This is a genomic window from Rahnella victoriana, from assembly GCF_021276285.1.
Lineage (GTDB): Bacteria > Pseudomonadota > Gammaproteobacteria > Enterobacterales > Enterobacteriaceae > Rahnella > Rahnella victoriana.
In genome coordinates this window covers 1059903-1077540 of record NZ_CP089919.1, presented here as the reverse complement: position 1 = coordinate 1077540, position 17638 = coordinate 1059903, and the positions used below count along the sequence as shown (strand labels likewise).

The following is a 17638-nucleotide window of genomic DNA, read 5'->3' as shown; positions in this document are numbered from 1 at the left end:
TTGCAAAGAGCTAATAAAGAACGAAAACGGTGTCAGAGATGTTTTAACATCGTCACTTCACAATCGACATGGCCGGTGTTGCCGAGTGCGCTGTCAATGTGGTGGAAACCCAGACGCTCATACAGGGCGATGGCCTGTGTCAGGCTGGCAGTGGTTTCCAGATAGCAGCGGCCAAAGCCCTGCTGGCGCGCATGTTCAATGGCCTGTAATGCCAGACGTTTTGCCAGCCCCTGACCGCGCAGCGCAGGCATGAAATACATCTTCTGCAATTCACAGAGATCGTTATCCGCACCGGATAACGGCGCAACACCGCCGCCGCCCGCGACCACACCATCAAGTTCCACCACCCAGTAAGCACAGCGCGGCTGACTGTAGGTTTCAAACAGGTGATCCAGATTGGGATCAGCCACGGTATAGCCTTTATCGGCGGTCAGGCCAAATTCGGCAGAAACGTGGCGGATCACGTTGGCGATGGCAGCATTATCTTCATGGCGGATCGGGCGCACCAACACGCTGACAGGCAGGGAGGTCGTCATGTTACTCACTCAGTTTCTATAACAGGCAATCAAACAGACCGTTTTAATACCATTTTAGGGCGTGCCGATGCAACGCCGCAGGCGTTCTCCGGCGGTTTTACTTAACTCAAATGAGAACTTTTTTCATTGGCAGACGCAATAATCCATTGCCTGAAAGTACAGGTACATGATTAAATCTTCATCGTTACACAATGTGCTATGCCCCTTTCTTTATTTTAAGAAAGGCGGTTTCCCATTCCTTTCAGGACGAAAGATAAAAATGTCAGATAATAATCAATTCAACGATAACCTTCATCAGGTTCGTTTTCATGGCAAGGGCGGAGAATATTTCGCAATATGGCTGGTTAATGCATTATTAACCATCATCACTCTGGGGATTTATTCGGCATGGGCGACCGTTCGCCGTCGTCGTTATTTCCTGGGAAATACCGAAATTAATGGCGACCGGTTTGATTATCATGCCAAACCCATTCAGATATTGAAAGGGCGTTTGCTGTTGGTGGGCGGTATTATCGTTTTCTATATTCTGGCCGCAATATTACCTCAGCTGGCATTGCTCATCGCGCTGGCCTTCCTCGCGTTGTTGCCGTGGGTGGTGATCCGCAGCTGGCGTTATAACGCGATCATGACCAGTTACCGTGGCGTGCGTTTTAACTATCACTGCAAAGTCGGGCGTGCTTACTGGACAATGTATCTGTGTCCGATTCTGTTAATGCTGGCGCTGTATATTCCGATCACGGCCGTGGTATTAATTGCCGTTCAGATGGCCAGTATCAGCGCGATCCTGATCAGTGTGGTGTTAGTGGCGGTGGCATTGGTACCGGGCGTGGCCGCGGTGCAGGGTATTATCAGCGCCATGACTCACGACCTGTATGTGAATAATCTCTTTTTCGGAAATACCGCTTTCCGCGCTGATCTGAAAAAAGCGGCGTTTATTAAATACAGCCTGCTGGGCATTGTTTTATTCCTGCCTTTCCTGATCGTCGCCCTGTGGCTGATGGGATCATTCTTCACCACGCTCTTACAAATGGCGTATATGGGCGGCATGTCTGAGGACATGGCGGGTGCGATGCTGATGAGCAATTTATTCAGCTTTATCCTGGCCTTCGTCATTATGTTTGTCGGCGCACTGGTCGTGGCGAGCTATCAGGTGGTCGCGGTGCGTAATTACGTCTTTAACCAGACGCAAATCGGTGACCGCGTCAGACTGCGCTCTTCCATGAAAACCGCCTCTTATCTTGGCCTGCTGTTCACCAATGCCTTGATTGTGGTGTTTTCGCTGGGGCTGGCGACGCCGGTCGCGCATGTCCGCTCCGCACGTTATATGGCGGCCTGCACGGCGGTGACTGGTGATTTGTCGCTGCTGGAAGTTCAGGCGCATACCGACAATGCCAATACCGCCGTGGCGGAAGAAGTCGCTCAGGCGTTTGATCTCGGCGTCGGAATGTAATGCATGATCATTGAAGGCTTTTATCAGCCTCCGGGACGGGCAGCACGTGAGGCTGCCCGCCTTTTTTTGGCGGATGACCCGCGCCTGACGCTGGAAGCTGAAAACCTTAACCCGACGTTTTCTCTCAGCGATGTCGAAATATCTGATGCGCTGGGGACGATCCCGCTGTTTCTGACGTTCCCCGATGGCGGCCGTTTTGTGCCTGCCAGTGACAGCGCGTTCCGCCACTGGTTGCGCCAGCACCGCAGGCCGGGCTGGATATACCGCATGGAAAGCCATAAACGCGGTGTGCTTCTCACACTGGCAGCGACCTGCGTGTTGGTGGCCTTTTATATCTGGGGCGTGCTGCCGTGGGTAAGCAATGTCATTGCGCAGCGAATACCGACGACGATTGAACAAAATCTCGGGCATCACACACTGACACTTTTGAGAGCCAGTGATTTCCAGGATTCGACGTTGCCTGAAGAAAAGCAGAAAGCCCTTCAGCAGCTCTTTCAGCAGGTGACGCCACCTTCATTACGCCATGACCGTACCCCGGTCAGACTGAAGCTAATGAATATTCCGGACGTCGCCAATGCCTTTATGCTGGCGGATGGCACGCTGATCCTCAGCGATAAACTGGTGGCACTGAGCCCCGGAGATGATGCCCTGGCGGGTGTTATGCTGCACGAAATGGGTCATCACGCTTACCGCCACCCGATGCGCATGCTGGTGAGGTCTTCGCTGGTCTCTCTGACGTTGTTGTGGATGACGGGGGATGTGAGCGGTATCGGCGATACCCTGTTGCAAACCGCATCACTGGCGAATGAGTTACAGTTTTCGCGCGGGATGGAGCGTGAAGCGGATGACTGGGCAATAGCTGAAATGCAGCGGGAAGGGCGTTCGCTGGAACCGATGGCTGAGATTTACAGCCGGTTATCTGCAGAGGGGCAGGATGAGAAAATAAAGGGATATTTGCCTGACTGGCTGAGTACGCATCCGGCTATGGCGTCGCGAATAGAGCATATCAGGGAGGCTGAGAGGGAGTAGATGTTGTCCGTAAATGTGTCTGACGGATTAGGGCCAAGAACCCGTCAGACGCTAACGATTATTCGTAGGTTATGGTGAAGTTCGCGACCGCTTTTGCTTCTCCGGCTTTGATAACCTGGTCAGTTCGTATATATGCCGCCGTTAAAGGAATATTGAAAGTGCCTTCTTTAGTCGTTTTGGTGACAAATGTTTTTGTATCGAATTCAACCGGCTTATCATTCATTTTCAATTGAATACCGACACCTTCTGCCCCACCTTCGGCTAAATCGATAATTCCATTACCCAGAGAAGAGAGCGCATCAAATTTGATATTCACCGTGGTATCAGTATGACATTGCAGTGGGATCTGGACATTCACCGGGGTAAGGGTTGAATTTATACCGCCAAAATCTTCTTTTTGGGCAACACCCATCGGTACAGGGATCGCGCTTGACCCCGTGATTTCACACGAACGCGCCTTCACAACTACAGTGCCGATTTCCACTGAAAATACTTCTTTTGTGCCAGCACTGTCTTCAAAAGACACTTGCGTTAATTTTCCTGGTGTTACACTGCCGGGTACGATGTCTCCTGTTTTAACGAAATTAACCTCTACCTTTCGAATAACAATCGGGGTAGAACCGTCTCCGCTAAGATTCTTAATATTATTGTTGGTGGGTACGAGTTCATTGTTTATTAACACCCGGATCCCTACCCCGGTAACACCGCTTTTATAGGTAGTACTGTCATATACCGGAAAAGTGCCAGTTGTATATTGGCGGTAATCACCAGTACAACTGTTAGCCAGCGTATATCGCTGGCTCATACTATAGCCTCCGAGTACGGCACCTACGGGCAGGTTTCCTGTATCCGCAATTTCCTGGTTGAGCGTCAATTTTCCGAATGTTGCAGGGTAATCACAAACGCCCAGTGCCATGGCATTATGCGTGCCACAGATCAATAGCAGCACGGCCAGCAGCGACCGCAGACTATTATTTGCGGTGCCTAATTTTTTTATATTTCCAATGAAATTATTCATTTTACTTCCTTATGCCTTAGTGGCATTGCGCCGTAATTTGTTTGATCAGCGCAGACGGGTCACTGTTATTACTGACTGTCAGCGAGTAAGCGCCTTTACATTGCTCGTTGCTGCCGTTGCCCCATTTCGCCATGATGTTGCCGGTTTCCGGCAGGCCGGTCAGGTAGACTTCGCCGTTGTCACTGACAATGCCGGTGACGGTGCTGTCGTTATCCAGCAGGCTGACGGTGGCACCGAACGGCACCGGTTTACCCATAAACAGCATCTGCACTAAGGCACGCTGACCGACGCGGGTTTTGAAATCTGCACGCACTACCGCGCCACGGGTTGGAATAACTGTCTGGCTGTTCATGTCCATATCCACATCATCACCAAAGCTTTCCGTTTCCAGCGTCACGCTGTTTTTACGGTATGGCTGGGCGTACGGCACCACGGCATAGCCACGCCAGTCGGTATGGACACCGCTGTTGTTTTCGACATCAACGTCATCGGCTCCCGGCGCTTTCACCAGCGCGATGGTATCGCCCAGCGGTTGGGACAGCGTGATGCCGTTTTCGTGGATCAGTACGCCGCCCTGAATACCGTAGCTCCACTGGCGGGTATCCTGGTCATAGCTGTAACCGAGGCTGCCTTCGCCGGAGCCGCCTTTGTAATCCATGCTGGCATTACCGGACGTGCCGTTGCCCTGATTTTCATACCCCTGCTGCGCGGAATAACTCAGGTTTTTATCATCCAGCAAGGTGCCGCTGATACCGGCCTGCTGAACGGTCGAGCCGTGGCGTTTGCTGCTCATGCTGTAGGTTGCCCAGGTGCCGGAAGGCCCCATGAACTTGTCGAGCGGTACGGACATGTTGAACGCAAATACCTGATCTGCCTCGGTCATGCCCGGGTTTTTCGAGTAGTTGTAGTTAAAGCCGTAACTGATGCCGTAAATGCTGGTGTTGTAACCGAGCTGCAACAGCTTCTCTTTACCGTCGCCGCCCCAGTAATCCTGCTGGCTGCCGCTGACATAAATCGAACCGTAGTCACCCATCGACTGGTTGATGGACAACTGCATTTTGCTGCGCTGGTTGTGCGAGCGGTTGTAGTTGTCGAAATCGCTGTCCGTCTCATGCTGGTAATCCTGCACGTCCTGGAAGGCGTAATACCCTTCGGTGGAGTAGCGGTAACCGGCGATTTGCAGGTTGGTATCGGTCGCTTCAAAGTTCTTGGCATACATCGCCCGGTAAGACTGGCCTTTTTTGGTGCCAATCGACTCATCATCGAATTCGCTGGTGGCCTGCGTGGCATCAAAGGACACCGCACCGACGGAACCTAAGTCGAAACCGACGCCGACGTTAGCCGCACGATAGTTTTCGGCGTACTGAATACCGCCGTAAACGGTGGTGCGCGCCGTCAGACCGTAGATATTTGACAGCTGAATAAAGTTCGGTGTCTGCGTATCGTCATTACCTGAGCGGTATTTACCCAATGCCAGGTTGTATTTGAAGCGATGTTCACGCTGCAAAATTGGCACCGAGCTGCTGGCAATGGTGAATTTGGTGGTGGTGCCGTCAGATTCGGTCACCGTCACTTCCATATCACCGCCGTTACCGGACGGATAAAGGTCGGTAATCGCAAACGGCCCCGGCGACACGTTGGACTGGTAGATCACATAGCCGTTCTGCCTGATGGTGACCTGCGCGTTCGATTTGGCGATACCGCGCACCGTTGGCGCAAACTGGCTCATGGAATCCGGCAGCATCTGGTCGTCAGAGGCCAGTTGCGCACCGGTAAACTGCACGCTGTCAAACACGTCAGACGGTGTGGAGTATTCACCGAGGGTCAGTTGTCCGCCCTGCAGGAAACGCACGTCACGCTGCACGTAGGTGTTAATCGACTCAAACTTGCTGGTGTTAGTGTCGTCGCCGCCGTGCGAGCCTTCGGTTTGCTGATTGCTGTAAGTCGAATAGTTACGCAGACGCCACGCACCCAGGTTTGCCCCGCTGCGCAGGTTCACGAAATTGCTCTTTGACTGACCGCTGCCGTCGCGCTGGGTGGTCGAACCGGAATAGCTGTAATTGAGCATAAAGGCGGCGATGCCGTTATCCCAGCGCTTCGGGTCAACCGAGTTGCGCGGACGCATGCTGACGCCGATTTGCGGCACGGTAATGTCATAACGCTTACGGTTTAAGTCCAGATTCTCGGTGGCCAGCGGCACGTACGTACTCAGCGGCTTCGTCAGCCTGGCATCAGGGGCAACGGCTTTCAGCTCCGGGAAGGCGTCCAGCTTGACGCCGTACTCCGCCATCTCCGCAGGGGTGATCGCCCCATAGAGTTTGCCCGGTGCATCCGGCAGGCTGACGAACTCGATGTTACGTGAGTCCACCTGCTGGTTATTCAGGTAAATATCGACCTGATAGGTGCCGGGCATCTGGCCGCCTTTTTCGGCGAAATAATCCAGATTGACGTTTTCCAGATCGCCACCGCCGCCAACGTTTTTAAGCATTTCCGCGTTAAAGGTTTCAGCCGAAAAAGCTAAGCCGGGCAAAGATAACAATATGAAAAATGATAAGGGTGTTAATAAAAAGGAGCGGGCAGCCGAATGACTTTTCAGTGCGCCGCGCCTGTTTTTATTACCTTTTCTTCTGGTGCTGTCTTTTTCCTGACGACTTTTAATATTGTTATTTTCCATAATAAACAGACATTCCCGATTCTAATCTTTCGACTTTATTAAATTGATGCTTTGGCTTTTTCTGTCAGTCCGCCAAAATCATTAATAGCCTGCCAGCTGATACTGTTGCCCATCGGTGCATTGTCAATTTTTGTGGAAGACTTTGGTGGAACCATAAAGCCTTCTTTTAAGTCTTTACCGTTAATGCTGACTTTGGTCAGATTGACATAATAAGGCGTCGGATTGTTGGCGGTTAAACCATTGCCTGAGCGGGAGAAAGTAATTTGCTGCCAGGCTTTTGCGATCGCTTCTTTATTATTTAATGCTGTCGGGCGATAGATCAGTTTGATACGGGTATTAATAGAGAACTGAAGAGAGTTCTTTTCTTTTGCAGCAGGAGGGATTGCCAGCGTATTCAGCCAGTAAACAGACTCTTTGTCCTGCGGTAAGGACGATGAGGTTTGCGTGATACGGATGGAGTTATCCTGACCTGGTTCGATGCGGAACAACGGAGGGGTGGTAATAAACGGAACTTTTTCACCTTCTTTATCAGCACTCACCCAGGAGCGAATAAGGTATATATTCGAGTCTTCGGTGTTTTTAACAGAGAGTGAGGCTTCTTTTGCATTACCGTTATAAATAACGCGCGTGGCACCTACAGAAAAACCGGCGAATGAAGGAGAAGATAATGCGATGAGTAATAATGAAAGTACGGATTTTTTTAAAATAGTCATCATTAACCTTGGGAGTTAAAAGTTAGAATTAATAATCTCACTGTAATTGGGCTGGCATTAGATGAAATGGCTGAGTATTACCTCAGCCATTTTATTAAAAAACACACTGATTACAGAAATATTACTCGTAAGACATGGTAAAGGTTACTGGCACATCAACAGTACCTTCAACAGCAGGGCTTTCTGCTGAAGTTTTAGTTAAACCAACGAGGTAGTTCAACGTATTCTCACCAGCAACAATGGCTTTATCATTGCCGAATGCTTTTGGTGTAATAACAGCACCAGTATCAGCATCAGAAATCATAATACCCACGTAACGTGCAGTTGAGTTACCTACAAATGCATTTGGGACGAGACCGGAAGTTGTACCATCCAGTTTAATTTTAGCAACAGAAACGCCTTCAGGGCAGCCAGCGAGGGTGATGCTGAAAGGTTTTTGCAGTGATGCGTTGGTGGAACCCACAGCGACTGAATCTATAGATGCAGCTGCGAAACTATCAAAGGTCACAGGAATGACTGTGCTGTTTGCAGCAACAGAACAAGAGCTGGAAGTCACTACACCAGAGAAGTTCAGGGAACCATCATCTGCCTGAGCAGCAGAAACACCCAGGCCCAACATAACAACTACAGCAGCACTTAATTTTTTCATATTCATGGTCGGTTTAATCCTTTTAACCAAATTCTATTAACTTGAGGTTTTATTTGTCAGCAAGTTAATAAATCGGGAAATATTAGTTGTAAGACAGAGTGAAGGTAGTTGTTGCGTTGAAAGCACCACCGGTTACAGCATCCGCTGTAGACATTGCGGCCGCTTCCAGATTTATAGTTGCAGTGCCAGCTTCAGCATCAATTGGTGCAGCAGCGGAAGCAGAATGCATTGGGATCAGGTCGCCACCTTTGTTATAAAGAGCGATACCCAGGCCTGATGCGATAGAATCAGCAGACAGTGCCAGCAACTGGTTATTGGTTGCATCAGCAGCGCCGTTTGCAGCAAACATTACGCCAGTCTGAGACAGCGGGCAGCCGGTCAGGTTAAGCGTGATATCTTGCTTAGGGGAAATGCTACCAACTGCAGTAAAATCTGCTGCTGACAGAGTACCCATTGGCACGTCTGTTGTGCTGCTTGGGTCAACAACACAAGAACTTGCAATAACAGTACCTGTTACATTCAGGACGCCGGTATCGCCAGCATTTGCACCCATTGCTGCAACCATACCGGCAGCCAGTACACTCATTTTAAAAAACGAAGTCATTTTCATTACTATTCCTTTATTTAACAAAAACACACTCTTGATATAAGAGTTAGTGGGGGAAGATAAAGAAGTAAATAAGCCGGCACCCTTTATCGTTGGAGCGCATTATTCCTAGTTGTCGTCGTAATCGCCATGGCATACGCTGAATGTACTATTCAGTAAACTTAAGAACAGATATATCCGTATGAATCATGGCGTATTTATACGATATTTTTATTTTTGATGGAATATGATGGATTTTAATTTAAGTTCTTTAAAGGTATGATTCAGTAAAGTTTATTTTGTATTTTATTATGTCTAATGTATCTGTTTTGAGTGTCATTATCTGTTGATTTTATTTGCATGATTAAATTAAAACATTAGATATTCTGATTAATATATTCAAAACAAAATCCGGTTTGGAGACCAAAAATTGAAAATCTTGACTATGATTGATGTTGAGAATACGAATTCCCGTATTTCACCAGAAATCAGGGGACTGGACAGGATGAAAGAAAACACACTCACCGATCGTTTTAAAATGGTGAAGAACTTTGACCTCAATCTTTTAACCACTTTTGAGGCTGTTTTCATTCATCGCAGCGGAACCAAAGCTGCAGATGCACTGGGTATCACCCCTTCAGCTGTCAGCCAGGCGCTCGGGCGTTTGCGTGTTCATTATAATGACGCGTTGTTTATCCGGGACGGAAAGGCACTGGCACCGACCACTGTCGCCATTGGAATACACGAAGGTCTGGCGGATGCGTACGATAACTTAGTCGCTAAACTGCAGAATATCTCGTTTGATTCCGTGCCAACCCGTCTTGTTGCCCATTGTTCAGCATATCTTTCCACTTTTACGCTGAATGTCATGCGCAGCGTGCTGGATGAGATTGCGCCCGATTGTGAGATTGTTCACAGCATCAGTAATAACTCGATTACTGAAATTGAAGACGCGCTGATTTTCCGTAAAGCCGATATTATTTTTGACGTTCATCCGCATATCGGACATTCGCGCGTCAGTCAGCAAATATCCAGTGAGGTGCCGGTGGTCATTTGCCGTCAGCCACATCCGCGTCTCGACGGAACATTGAGTATTGAGCTGGCGCAGAATGAAACGTATACGTTTCTGGATTCCGAGAGCGCAAGCCTGTTGTCTAACCGTCTTGATGTGCATTCTATGATGAGACAGGAGCGGGTATGCCGGTTTATCAGCCCGTCCTTACTGACGATTATGTCGATGGTGGAAGCGTCCGATATGCTGGCTTTCGTGCCGGAACGTTTTTATGAAAAAATGAAAAATGCGTTCAATGTGCAGAAACTGGATGTCGATTTCACGATGCCGACTCAGCCGGTTTATATGGTGTACAACAAGGCCGCTCTGAATAACCAATTTTTTGCCACCCTGGTGAAAAAGATGCATGACATCTTTCAGCTGGAATTGCAGAGAAACGCCAAACGCTGAGCCGCGCGGAGAGAATAAAAAAAGCCAGTCAGGTTTCCCCGACTGGCTTTTTTATTTTCCGCACCTGAGTGATCAGGTGCAGTGGTGATTACAGCGCAGCAATCGTGGCTTTCTGCTCAGCCAGTTTCACTTTCGCATCACCGCAGGCCGCCAGACGTTCGCGTTCTTTGGCGACAACGGCTTCAGGGGCACGCGCCACAAAACCTTCGTTAGACAGCTTGCCTTCGATGGATGCGATCTCGCCATCCAGTTTCGCCATCTCTTTATCCAGACGCGCCAGCTCGGCTTCTTTATCAATCAGACCTGCCATTGGGATCAGCAACTCAGCGCCTTCCACCAGTTTGGTGACAGACACCGGGCCTTTGTCGCCAGCCGGCAGAATGGTGATGGATTCCAAACGCGCCAGAGACTTAATGAAGCTCAGGTTCTGTTCCACACGACGCTGTGCATCGGCACTCGCGCCGCGCAGCAGCAGTTCCAGTGGCCTGGCCGGAGACAAGTTCATCTCGGCACGCACGTTACGGATAGCGATGATCGCCTGTTTGATCCACTCGAGATCGGCCAGCGCCAGTTCGTCCGCTTTCGCTGCGTCAAATTCCGGGAAAGGCTGCAGCATGATGGTTTCCGCAGTAATGCCTTTCAGGGATTTCACGCGCTGCCAGATGGTTTCGGTGATGAACGGAATGATCGGATGCGCAAGACGCAGCAGACCTTCCAGCACTTCCACCAGCGTATGACGGGTGCCGCGCAGTTGTGCTTCGCTGCCCCCGTTCATGACCGGCTTGGTCAGCTCCAGATACCAGTCGCAGAACTGGTTCCAGGTAAATTCATACAGAATGCTGGCAGCCAGATCGAAGCGGTAGTTGTCCATCGCTTCACGGTAAGATTTCACTGTGCGGTTATATTCCGCCAGGATCCAGCGGTCAGCCAGTGACAGCTCAAGTTCGCCACCGTTCAGGCCACAATCCTGATCTTCGGTGTTCATCAGCACGAAGCGGCTGGCGTTCCACAGCTTGTTACAAAAGTTGCGGTACCCTTCAAGACGCTTCATGTCCCAGTTGATGTCACGGCCGGTAGACGCCAGTGCCGCCAGCGTGAAGCGCAGGGCATCAGTACCGTGCGGTTCGATGCCGTTCGGGAATTGCTTCTCGGTGCGCTTGCGGATTTTCTCTGCCAGCTGCGGCTGCATCATATTGCCGGTACGTTTTTCCAGCAGGTCTTCCAGCGAGATACCGTCGATCATATCCAGCGGATCGATAACGTTACCTTTGGACTTGGACATTTTTTGTCCTTCGTCGTCGCGGATAAGACCGGTCATGTAAACGGTGTTGAACGGAACCTGCGGCTTGCCGTTTTCGTCTTTCACGAAGTGCATGGTCATCATGATCATGCGCGCGATCCAGAAGAAGATGATGTCAAAGCCACTCACCACGACGCTGGAAGGGTGGAAAGCTTTGAGGTCAGGCGTCTGCTCTGGCCAGCCCAGTGTGGAGAATGTCCACAGACCGGAAGAGAACCAGGTGTCGAGCACGTCTTCGTCCTGCGTCAGCACAACGTCGGCGGCCAGATTGTTTTCGCTGCGCACTTCCGCTTCGTCACGGCCAACAAACACGTTGCCTTCGGCGTCATACCACGCCGGAATGCGGTGTCCCCACCACAGCTGACGGGAAATACACCAGTCCTGAATGTCACGCATCCAGCTGAAGTACATGTTCTCGTATTGCTTCGGTACGAACTGAATGTCGCCTTGCTCAACGGCTTCGACCGCCACTTTCGCCAGCGGCGCAGTACGCACGTACCACTGGTCAGTCAGCATCGGCTCGATTACCACACCGCCACGGTCGCCGTAAGGTACGGTCAGATCGTGAGGTTTGATTTCTTCCAGCAGACCGGCTTCGTCAAACGCAGCGACCACGGCTTTACGCGCGGCGAAACGTTCAAGGCCACGGAACTGCTCAGGGATCTGGTTGCTGCACGCGTCAGTTTCTTCGCCATTGGTGTCGAAGATTTCAGCGGTCTGGCGGATATCGCCATCGAACGTCAGGATGTTGATCATCGGCAGGCCGTGACGTTTACCGACTTCATAGTCGTTAAAGTCATGCGCAGGGGTGATCTTCACGCAGCCGGTGCCTTTTTCCATATCGGCATGTTCATCGCCAACAATCGGAATACGACGGCCTACCAGCGGCAGAATGATTTCTTTGCCGATCAGATCTTTATAACGCGGGTCTTCCGGGTTAACGGCCACGCCGGTATCACCGAGCACGGTTTCCGGACGGGTCGTCGCCACCACCAGATAATCTTTGCCTTCAGCGGTTTTCGCGCCGTCAGCCAGCGGATAACGCAGGTGCCACATGGACCCTTTGGATTCGCGGTTTTCAACTTCGAGGTCAGAGATCGCGGTGCGCAGTTTCGGATCCCAGTTCACCAGACGTTTGCCACGGTAAATCAGATCTTCTTTGTACAGACGCACGAACACTTCACGCACGGCGTTGGACAGACCTTCATCCATGGTGAAACGTTCACGTTCCCAGTCCACGGAGTCGCCCAGACGGCGCATCTGACGGGTAATGGTGCCACCGGATTCGGCTTTCCATTCCCAGATTTTATCGATAAACGCATCACGGCCGTAGTCGTGACGGGTTTTGCCTTCTTCGGCCGCGATTTTACGCTCAACCACCATCTGCGTTGCGATACCCGCATGGTCAGTCCCCGCCTGCCACAGGGTGTTTTTACCCTGCATGCGCTGATAGCGGATCATGGCGTCCATGATGGTTTGCTGGAAAGCATGACCCATGTGCAAGCTGCCGGTCACGTTCGGCGGCGGGATCATGATGGCAAAGCTTTCTTTACTGGTATCACCATGCGGCTTGAAATAGCCCTGTTGTTCCCAGTGCTCGTAAAGCGGCTGCTCGATGTCTTGCGGGTTATATGTCTTATCCATTTCGCTTCGTATTTTCGTCGGTCGATGTGGTGACTGAGGGCGGCGTGGCCGTCGTCAAAGAGAAACCCACGCTGCGATAGGCTTTGTAGCGTTCGCGCGCAAGTTGTTTAAGGGAATCTTCGTAAGGAACGAAGTCTACCACTTCATGGAAAGCAGTAGCAAAATCTGCAAATTCTGGCAGCAGGCTGATCAGCAAGTCGCGCGGCGCATTGCCGCGTTTTCCCGGCCAGCATAATTCCACCGGCGCGCCAAAACGTGGGCCTTCGCCTGCCAGATTATGGGGCACAAAATGGCCGGGTTCGCGCTTCCATAACGCTTCATCCAGACGTTCAGCCTGTTTCTGATCTTCACAGGCCAGCAGAACACGTTTGCCCATCCGGTAACGTTCAGCGGCGACCTGACAGGCCAGGGCTTCGTGCGAGCTAAGCTCGCCACTGGCATCCGGCGCGTCGAGAAGAAAAAAGGTAGCCTGTTTCATGATGAGTTCACTGTGCTGCTGAGAAAAAAACAGGGGCGCAACTGGTGCGCCCGCCTGTGAAGGGTCTGGCGAACCAGACCCTGATAGTGAAGATTATATCTTATTTAACGCAGGAATCACTCATCGCCATCAAGGCCGGCGCGGTTGAGCAGGAACTGTGACAGCAACGCCACCGGACGACCGGTCGCGCCTTTGTTCTTGCCTGAACGCCACGCGGTACCGGCGATATCCAGATGTGCCCAGCTGTATTTACGGGTGAAGCGCGACAGGAAGCAACCGGCGGTAATCGCACCGCCTGCGCGGCCACCGATGTTCGCCATATCCGCAAAATTAGAATCCAGCTGTTCCTGATATTCATCAGCCAGCGGCAGACGCCATGCGCGGTCGCCCGCCTGTTCGGACGCGCCGATCAGTTCATGGGCCAGCGGATTGTGGTTCGACAGCAAACCGGTGATGTGATGGCCGAGGGCAATCACGCACGCGCCGGTCAGCGTGGCGACATCAATTACCAGCTCAGGATCGAAACGCTCGACGTAGGTCAGCGCATCGCACAATACCAGACGGCCTTCAGCATCGGTATTAAGCACTTCGACCGTTTGCCCGGACATGGTGGTCAGAATGTCGCCCGGACGGAATGCCTGGCCGCCAGGCATGTTTTCACAGCCCGCCAGCACGCCAATCACGTTCAGCGGCAGATTCAGTTCAGCGACCACACGCATCGCGCCGTAAACCGCCGCGGCACCGCACATGTCGTACTTCATTTCATCCATGTCAGCGGCAGGTTTAATGGAAATACCGCCGGAGTCGAAGGTCAGACCTTTGCCGACGAGCACGATAGGCTTAGCGTCCGGATTAGGATTCCCTTTATATTCCATCACCGACATCAGCGATTCGTTTTTCGAACCCTGACCTACCGCCAGATAGGCATTCATTCCCAGCTCTTTCATCTGCTGCTCGCCGATAACGCGGGTCGTGATGTTAGTGCTGAACGCATCGGCAAGCTGACGCGCCTGTGACGCCAGATACGCGGCGTTACAGATGTTCGGAGGCATGTTGCCGAGATCTTTCGCCGCTTTGATACCGGCTGAGACCGCCAGACCGTGGGCAATGGCGCGTTCGCCGCTGGTCAGTTCACGGCGGGTGGGCACGTTGAAGACCATTTTACGCAGCGGACGGCGAGGTTCGGTTTTATTGCTTTTCAGCTGATCGAAGGTGTAAAGCGATTCTTTGGAGGTTTCGACCGCCTGACGCACTTTCCAGTAAGTATTACGCCCTTTAACGTGCAGCTCGGTGAGGAAGCAAACGGCTTCCATAGAACCGGTGTCGTTCAGGGTGTTAATGGTTTTCTGGATCACCTGTTTGTACTGGCGCTCATCCAGCTCGCGTTCTTTGCCGCAACCAATCAGCAAAATGCGCTCTGAAAGAATATTCGGTACATGATGCAGTAACAGGGTCTGGCCCACTTTGCCTTCAAGTTCACCACGGCGAAGCAGGGCGCTGATGTAGCCATCACTGATTTTATCGAGCTGTTCGGCAATCGGTGACAGGCGGCGAGGTTCGAAAACGCCGACTACAATACAGGCACTGCGTTGTTTTTCCGGGCTACCGCTTTTTACGCTGAACTCCATGCACTCTCCTGAATCTTAAAGACAAGGGCGGGAGGTACGGCTAGAATGAGTCGCCGGAGACACTCTCCCGTCATTGTGTTAACGACCTGTGTTAACCTTAAACGGCGTTAGTTTTTATTTTGGCGGCTATAAGCAAGTTCCTATAGGACACCCCAATTCTCGGTGTTGTAATACTATTTTAGCTGCGAAGGTTGCCATATGATGAGAATAAATGACGGATTAGCGATGAAACTAGCGATTTTCCTTCAAAAAGACAAGTTTTCACAGGCGTATTAAGCGTGATCATCATTAGATATCTGGTTAGGGAAACCTTCAAGAGCCAATTTGCCATTCTGTTCATTTTGCTTCTTATCTTCTTCTGTCAGAAGCTGGTAAGAGTGCTCGGAGCAGCGGTCGATGGCGATATCCCAACAAATTTAGTTCTCTCTCTTCTGGGCCTTGGCGTTCCGGAAATGGCGCAGCTTATTCTGCCGCTCAGCCTGTTCCTTGGCCTGCTGATGACGCTCGGTAAACTGTATACCGACAGTGAAATCACAGTCATGCATGCCTGTGGTCTCGGAAAACGCTCTCTGGTCATCGCGGCACTGGTTCTGGCGTTATTTACGTCAATCTTCGCTGGCGTGAATGCCATCTGGCTCAGCCCGTGGTCGTCCAAACATCAGGATGAAGTGCTGGCGGAAGCCAAAGCGAACCCGAGCATGGCGGCGATGGTCGAAGGCCAGTTCCAGCAGGCGCAGAACGGCAATGCGGTTCTGTTTGTCGGCAGCGTCAAAGGTAAAGAATTCCATGACGTGTTCCTTGCGCAGTTGCGCCCGAACGGCAACCAGCGACCTTCAGTGGTGGTGGCCGACCGCGGGCACATGCTTCAGCGCGCCGACGGCTCGCAGCAAGTGATGCTCGATAAAGGGACGCGCTATGAAGGTACCGCGTTGTTACGTGACTTCCGCGTGACAGATTTCACCGACTATCTGGCGGTGATCGGCCATCAGGCCGTACAGCTTGACCCGAACCAGTCGGATCAGATGACCATGACGCAGCTCTGGAACTCCTCCGAGCCGGAAGCCCGCGCCGAGCTGAACTGGCGTTTTACGCTGATCGTCTCCGTATTTATCATGGCCTTGCTGGTGGTTCCGCTCAGCGTGGTGAACCCGCGTCAGGGACGTGTGCTCAGTATGCTGCCGGCGATCCTGCTGTATCTGATTTTCTTCCTGTTGCAAACCTCGCTGCGCTCTAACGGTGCCAAAGGTAAGCTGGATCCGATGCTCTGGATGTGGGGAACTAACCTGCTCTACTTCGCACTGGCACTGATTCTGAATGCATGGGATACCTTGCCGGTTCGTAAGGTCCGCGCGCGTCTGAGAGGAGTTGCCTGATGTTTGGCGTATTAGACCGTTACATCGGTCGCACGATTTTCAACACCATCATGATGACCTTGTTCATGCTGGTGTCACTCTCCGGCATCATCAAGTTTGTCGATCAGCTGCGTAAAGTCGGACAGGGCGGATATTCTGCCGCCGGTGCAGGGTTATACACCTTGCTGAGCGTACCCAAGGATATCGAGATCTTCTTCCCGATGGCGGCGTTGCTGGGTGCCTTACTGGGGCTGGGCACGCTGGCGACCCGCAGTGAGCTGGTGGTGATGCAGGCTTCCGGTTTCACCCGTATGCAGATTGCTGCCTCGGTGATGAAAACGGCGATCCCGCTGGTGCTGCTGACCATGGCGATTGGTGAATGGGTCGCGCCGCAGGGCGAACAGATGGCGCGTAACTACCGCGCACAACAGATGTACGGCGGTTCGCTGCTTTCCACCCAGAACGGTATCTGGGCGAAAGACGGTCACGACTTCATCTACATCGAACGCGTGGCCGGTGAAAAAGAGCTGACCGGCGTGAACATCTACCATTTCAACGAAGAGAACAAACTGCAGTCAGTGCGCTATGCCTCTTCCGCGACCTTTACGGATGGTGTGTGGAAACTCTCTCAGGTCGATGAATCTGACCTGACGGATAACCTGCAAATCACGGGTTCCCAGACGCTGACCGGCGTGTGGAAAACCAACCTGACGCCGGACAAACTGGGCGTCGTGGCGCTCGACCCGGATGCGCTGTCGATCAGCGGCCTGCACAACTACGTCAAGTATCTGAAACAGAGCGGGCAGGAAGCCAAACGCTACCAGCTGAACATGTGGAGTAAAATCTTCTCGCCACTGTCTGTCGCGGTCATGATGCTGATGGCACTGTCATTCATCTTCGGTCCGCTGCGCAGCGTGCCGATGGGCGTGCGGGTAGTGACCGGTATCTGCTTCGGTTTCCTGTTCTACGTACTTGACCAGATATTCGGCCCGTTAAGCCTGGTTTATAATATTCCGCCGATCCTGGGCGCATTGCTGCCAAGCGGACTGTTCTTCGTCATCAGCATGTTCTTACTGCTGAGAAAACGCTAAACCTGCCGGTGCAGCGACAAAAAAAGCA

The 17638-nt window shown here is 51.8% G+C and carries 14 protein-coding genes; 5 read left to right on the top strand and 9 right to left on the bottom strand.

The features are described 5' to 3' along the window. Positions 1–32: 32 nt before the first annotated feature. Positions 33–536, bottom strand: coding sequence for a GNAT family N-acetyltransferase (locus J9880_RS04975; protein ID WP_095924490.1), 504 nt, complete (start codon positions 534–536; stop codon positions 33–35). 259 nt (positions 537–795) lie between these two features. On the opposite strand from J9880_RS04975, the gene J9880_RS04970 reads away from it, so the two are divergent. Together J9880_RS04970 and J9880_RS04965 are read left to right on the top strand one after the other, a co-directional pair. Further along, positions 796–1986: a YjgN family protein gene (locus tag J9880_RS04970; protein ID WP_232770171.1), complete on the top strand. Its 1191-nt coding sequence runs from the start codon at positions 796–798 to the stop codon at positions 1984–1986. A gap of 3 nt (positions 1987–1989) precedes the next feature. Further along, positions 1990–3015, top strand: a complete 1026-nt coding sequence (locus J9880_RS04965) for a M48 family metallopeptidase (protein ID WP_232770170.1) — start codon at positions 1990–1992, stop codon at positions 3013–3015. Between the two features lie 58 nt (positions 3016–3073). Here J9880_RS04965 and J9880_RS04960 read toward each other — a convergent pair whose 3' ends face one another. From J9880_RS04960 to J9880_RS04940, 5 genes are all read right to left on the bottom strand, one after another. After that, positions 3074–4033: a fimbrial protein gene (locus J9880_RS04960; RefSeq protein WP_232770169.1), complete on the bottom strand. Its 960-nt coding sequence runs from the start codon at positions 4031–4033 to the stop codon at positions 3074–3076. A 16-nt stretch (positions 4034–4049) separates the two neighbouring features. After that, positions 4050–6521 (bottom strand): fimbria/pilus outer membrane usher protein, encoded by a 2472-nt coding sequence (locus J9880_RS04955; protein ID WP_232770168.1) that lies wholly within the window; start codon positions 6519–6521, stop codon positions 4050–4052. A gap of 224 nt (positions 6522–6745) precedes the next feature. Continuing rightward, a complete protein-coding gene (locus J9880_RS04950; RefSeq protein ID WP_232770167.1) occupies positions 6746–7420 on the bottom strand; it encodes a fimbrial biogenesis chaperone in 675 nt (224 codons plus the stop codon). A gap of 121 nt (positions 7421–7541) precedes the next feature. Then, positions 7542–8075 carry a fimbrial protein gene (locus J9880_RS04945; protein WP_232770166.1) on the bottom strand — a complete coding sequence of 178 codons (534 nt, stop codon included), beginning with the start codon at positions 8073–8075 and terminating at the stop codon, positions 7542–7544. Positions 8076–8151: 76 nt separating this feature from the next. Next, the gene (locus J9880_RS04940; RefSeq protein WP_133823262.1) at positions 8152–8679 is read right to left on the bottom strand and encodes a fimbrial protein; all 528 of its coding nucleotides are present in this window, start codon (positions 8677–8679) and stop codon (positions 8152–8154) included. A gap of 481 nt (positions 8680–9160) precedes the next feature. Between J9880_RS04940 and J9880_RS04935 the strand changes: the two genes are divergently transcribed. Next, the gene (locus J9880_RS04935) at positions 9161–10117 is read left to right on the top strand and encodes a LysR family transcriptional regulator (RefSeq protein WP_205948383.1); all 957 of its coding nucleotides are present in this window, start codon (positions 9161–9163) and stop codon (positions 10115–10117) included. Between the two features lie 88 nt (positions 10118–10205). Here J9880_RS04935 and J9880_RS04930 read toward each other — a convergent pair whose 3' ends face one another. The 3 genes from J9880_RS04930 to pepA form a co-directional block, all read right to left on the bottom strand. Beyond that, positions 10206–13061, bottom strand: coding sequence for a valine--tRNA ligase (locus tag J9880_RS04930; RefSeq protein WP_232770165.1), 2856 nt, complete (start codon positions 13059–13061; stop codon positions 10206–10208). Beyond that, the gene (locus tag J9880_RS04925) at positions 13054–13539 is read right to left on the bottom strand and encodes a DNA polymerase III subunit chi (protein ID WP_095924500.1); all 486 of its coding nucleotides are present in this window, start codon (positions 13537–13539) and stop codon (positions 13054–13056) included. The genes J9880_RS04930 and J9880_RS04925 overlap by 8 nt, the downstream gene beginning before the upstream one ends. Positions 13540–13655: 116 nt before the next feature. Beyond that, a complete protein-coding gene (pepA, locus tag J9880_RS04920; protein WP_095924501.1) occupies positions 13656–15167 on the bottom strand; it encodes a leucyl aminopeptidase in 1512 nt (503 codons plus the stop codon). 278 nt (positions 15168–15445) lie between these two features. Here pepA and lptF point away from each other — a divergent pair, with 278 nt between their 5' ends. Further along, complete coding sequence (gene lptF / locus J9880_RS04915; protein ID WP_131693422.1) at positions 15446–16540, top strand: LPS export ABC transporter permease LptF; 1095 nt, start codon at positions 15446–15448, stop codon at positions 16538–16540. Further along, positions 16540–17610 carry an LPS export ABC transporter permease LptG gene (gene lptG, locus J9880_RS04910; protein ID WP_095924503.1) on the top strand — a complete coding sequence of 357 codons (1071 nt, stop codon included), beginning with the start codon at positions 16540–16542 and terminating at the stop codon, positions 17608–17610. The genes lptF and lptG overlap by 1 nt, the downstream gene beginning before the upstream one ends. Positions 17611–17638: the final 28 nt, after the last annotated feature.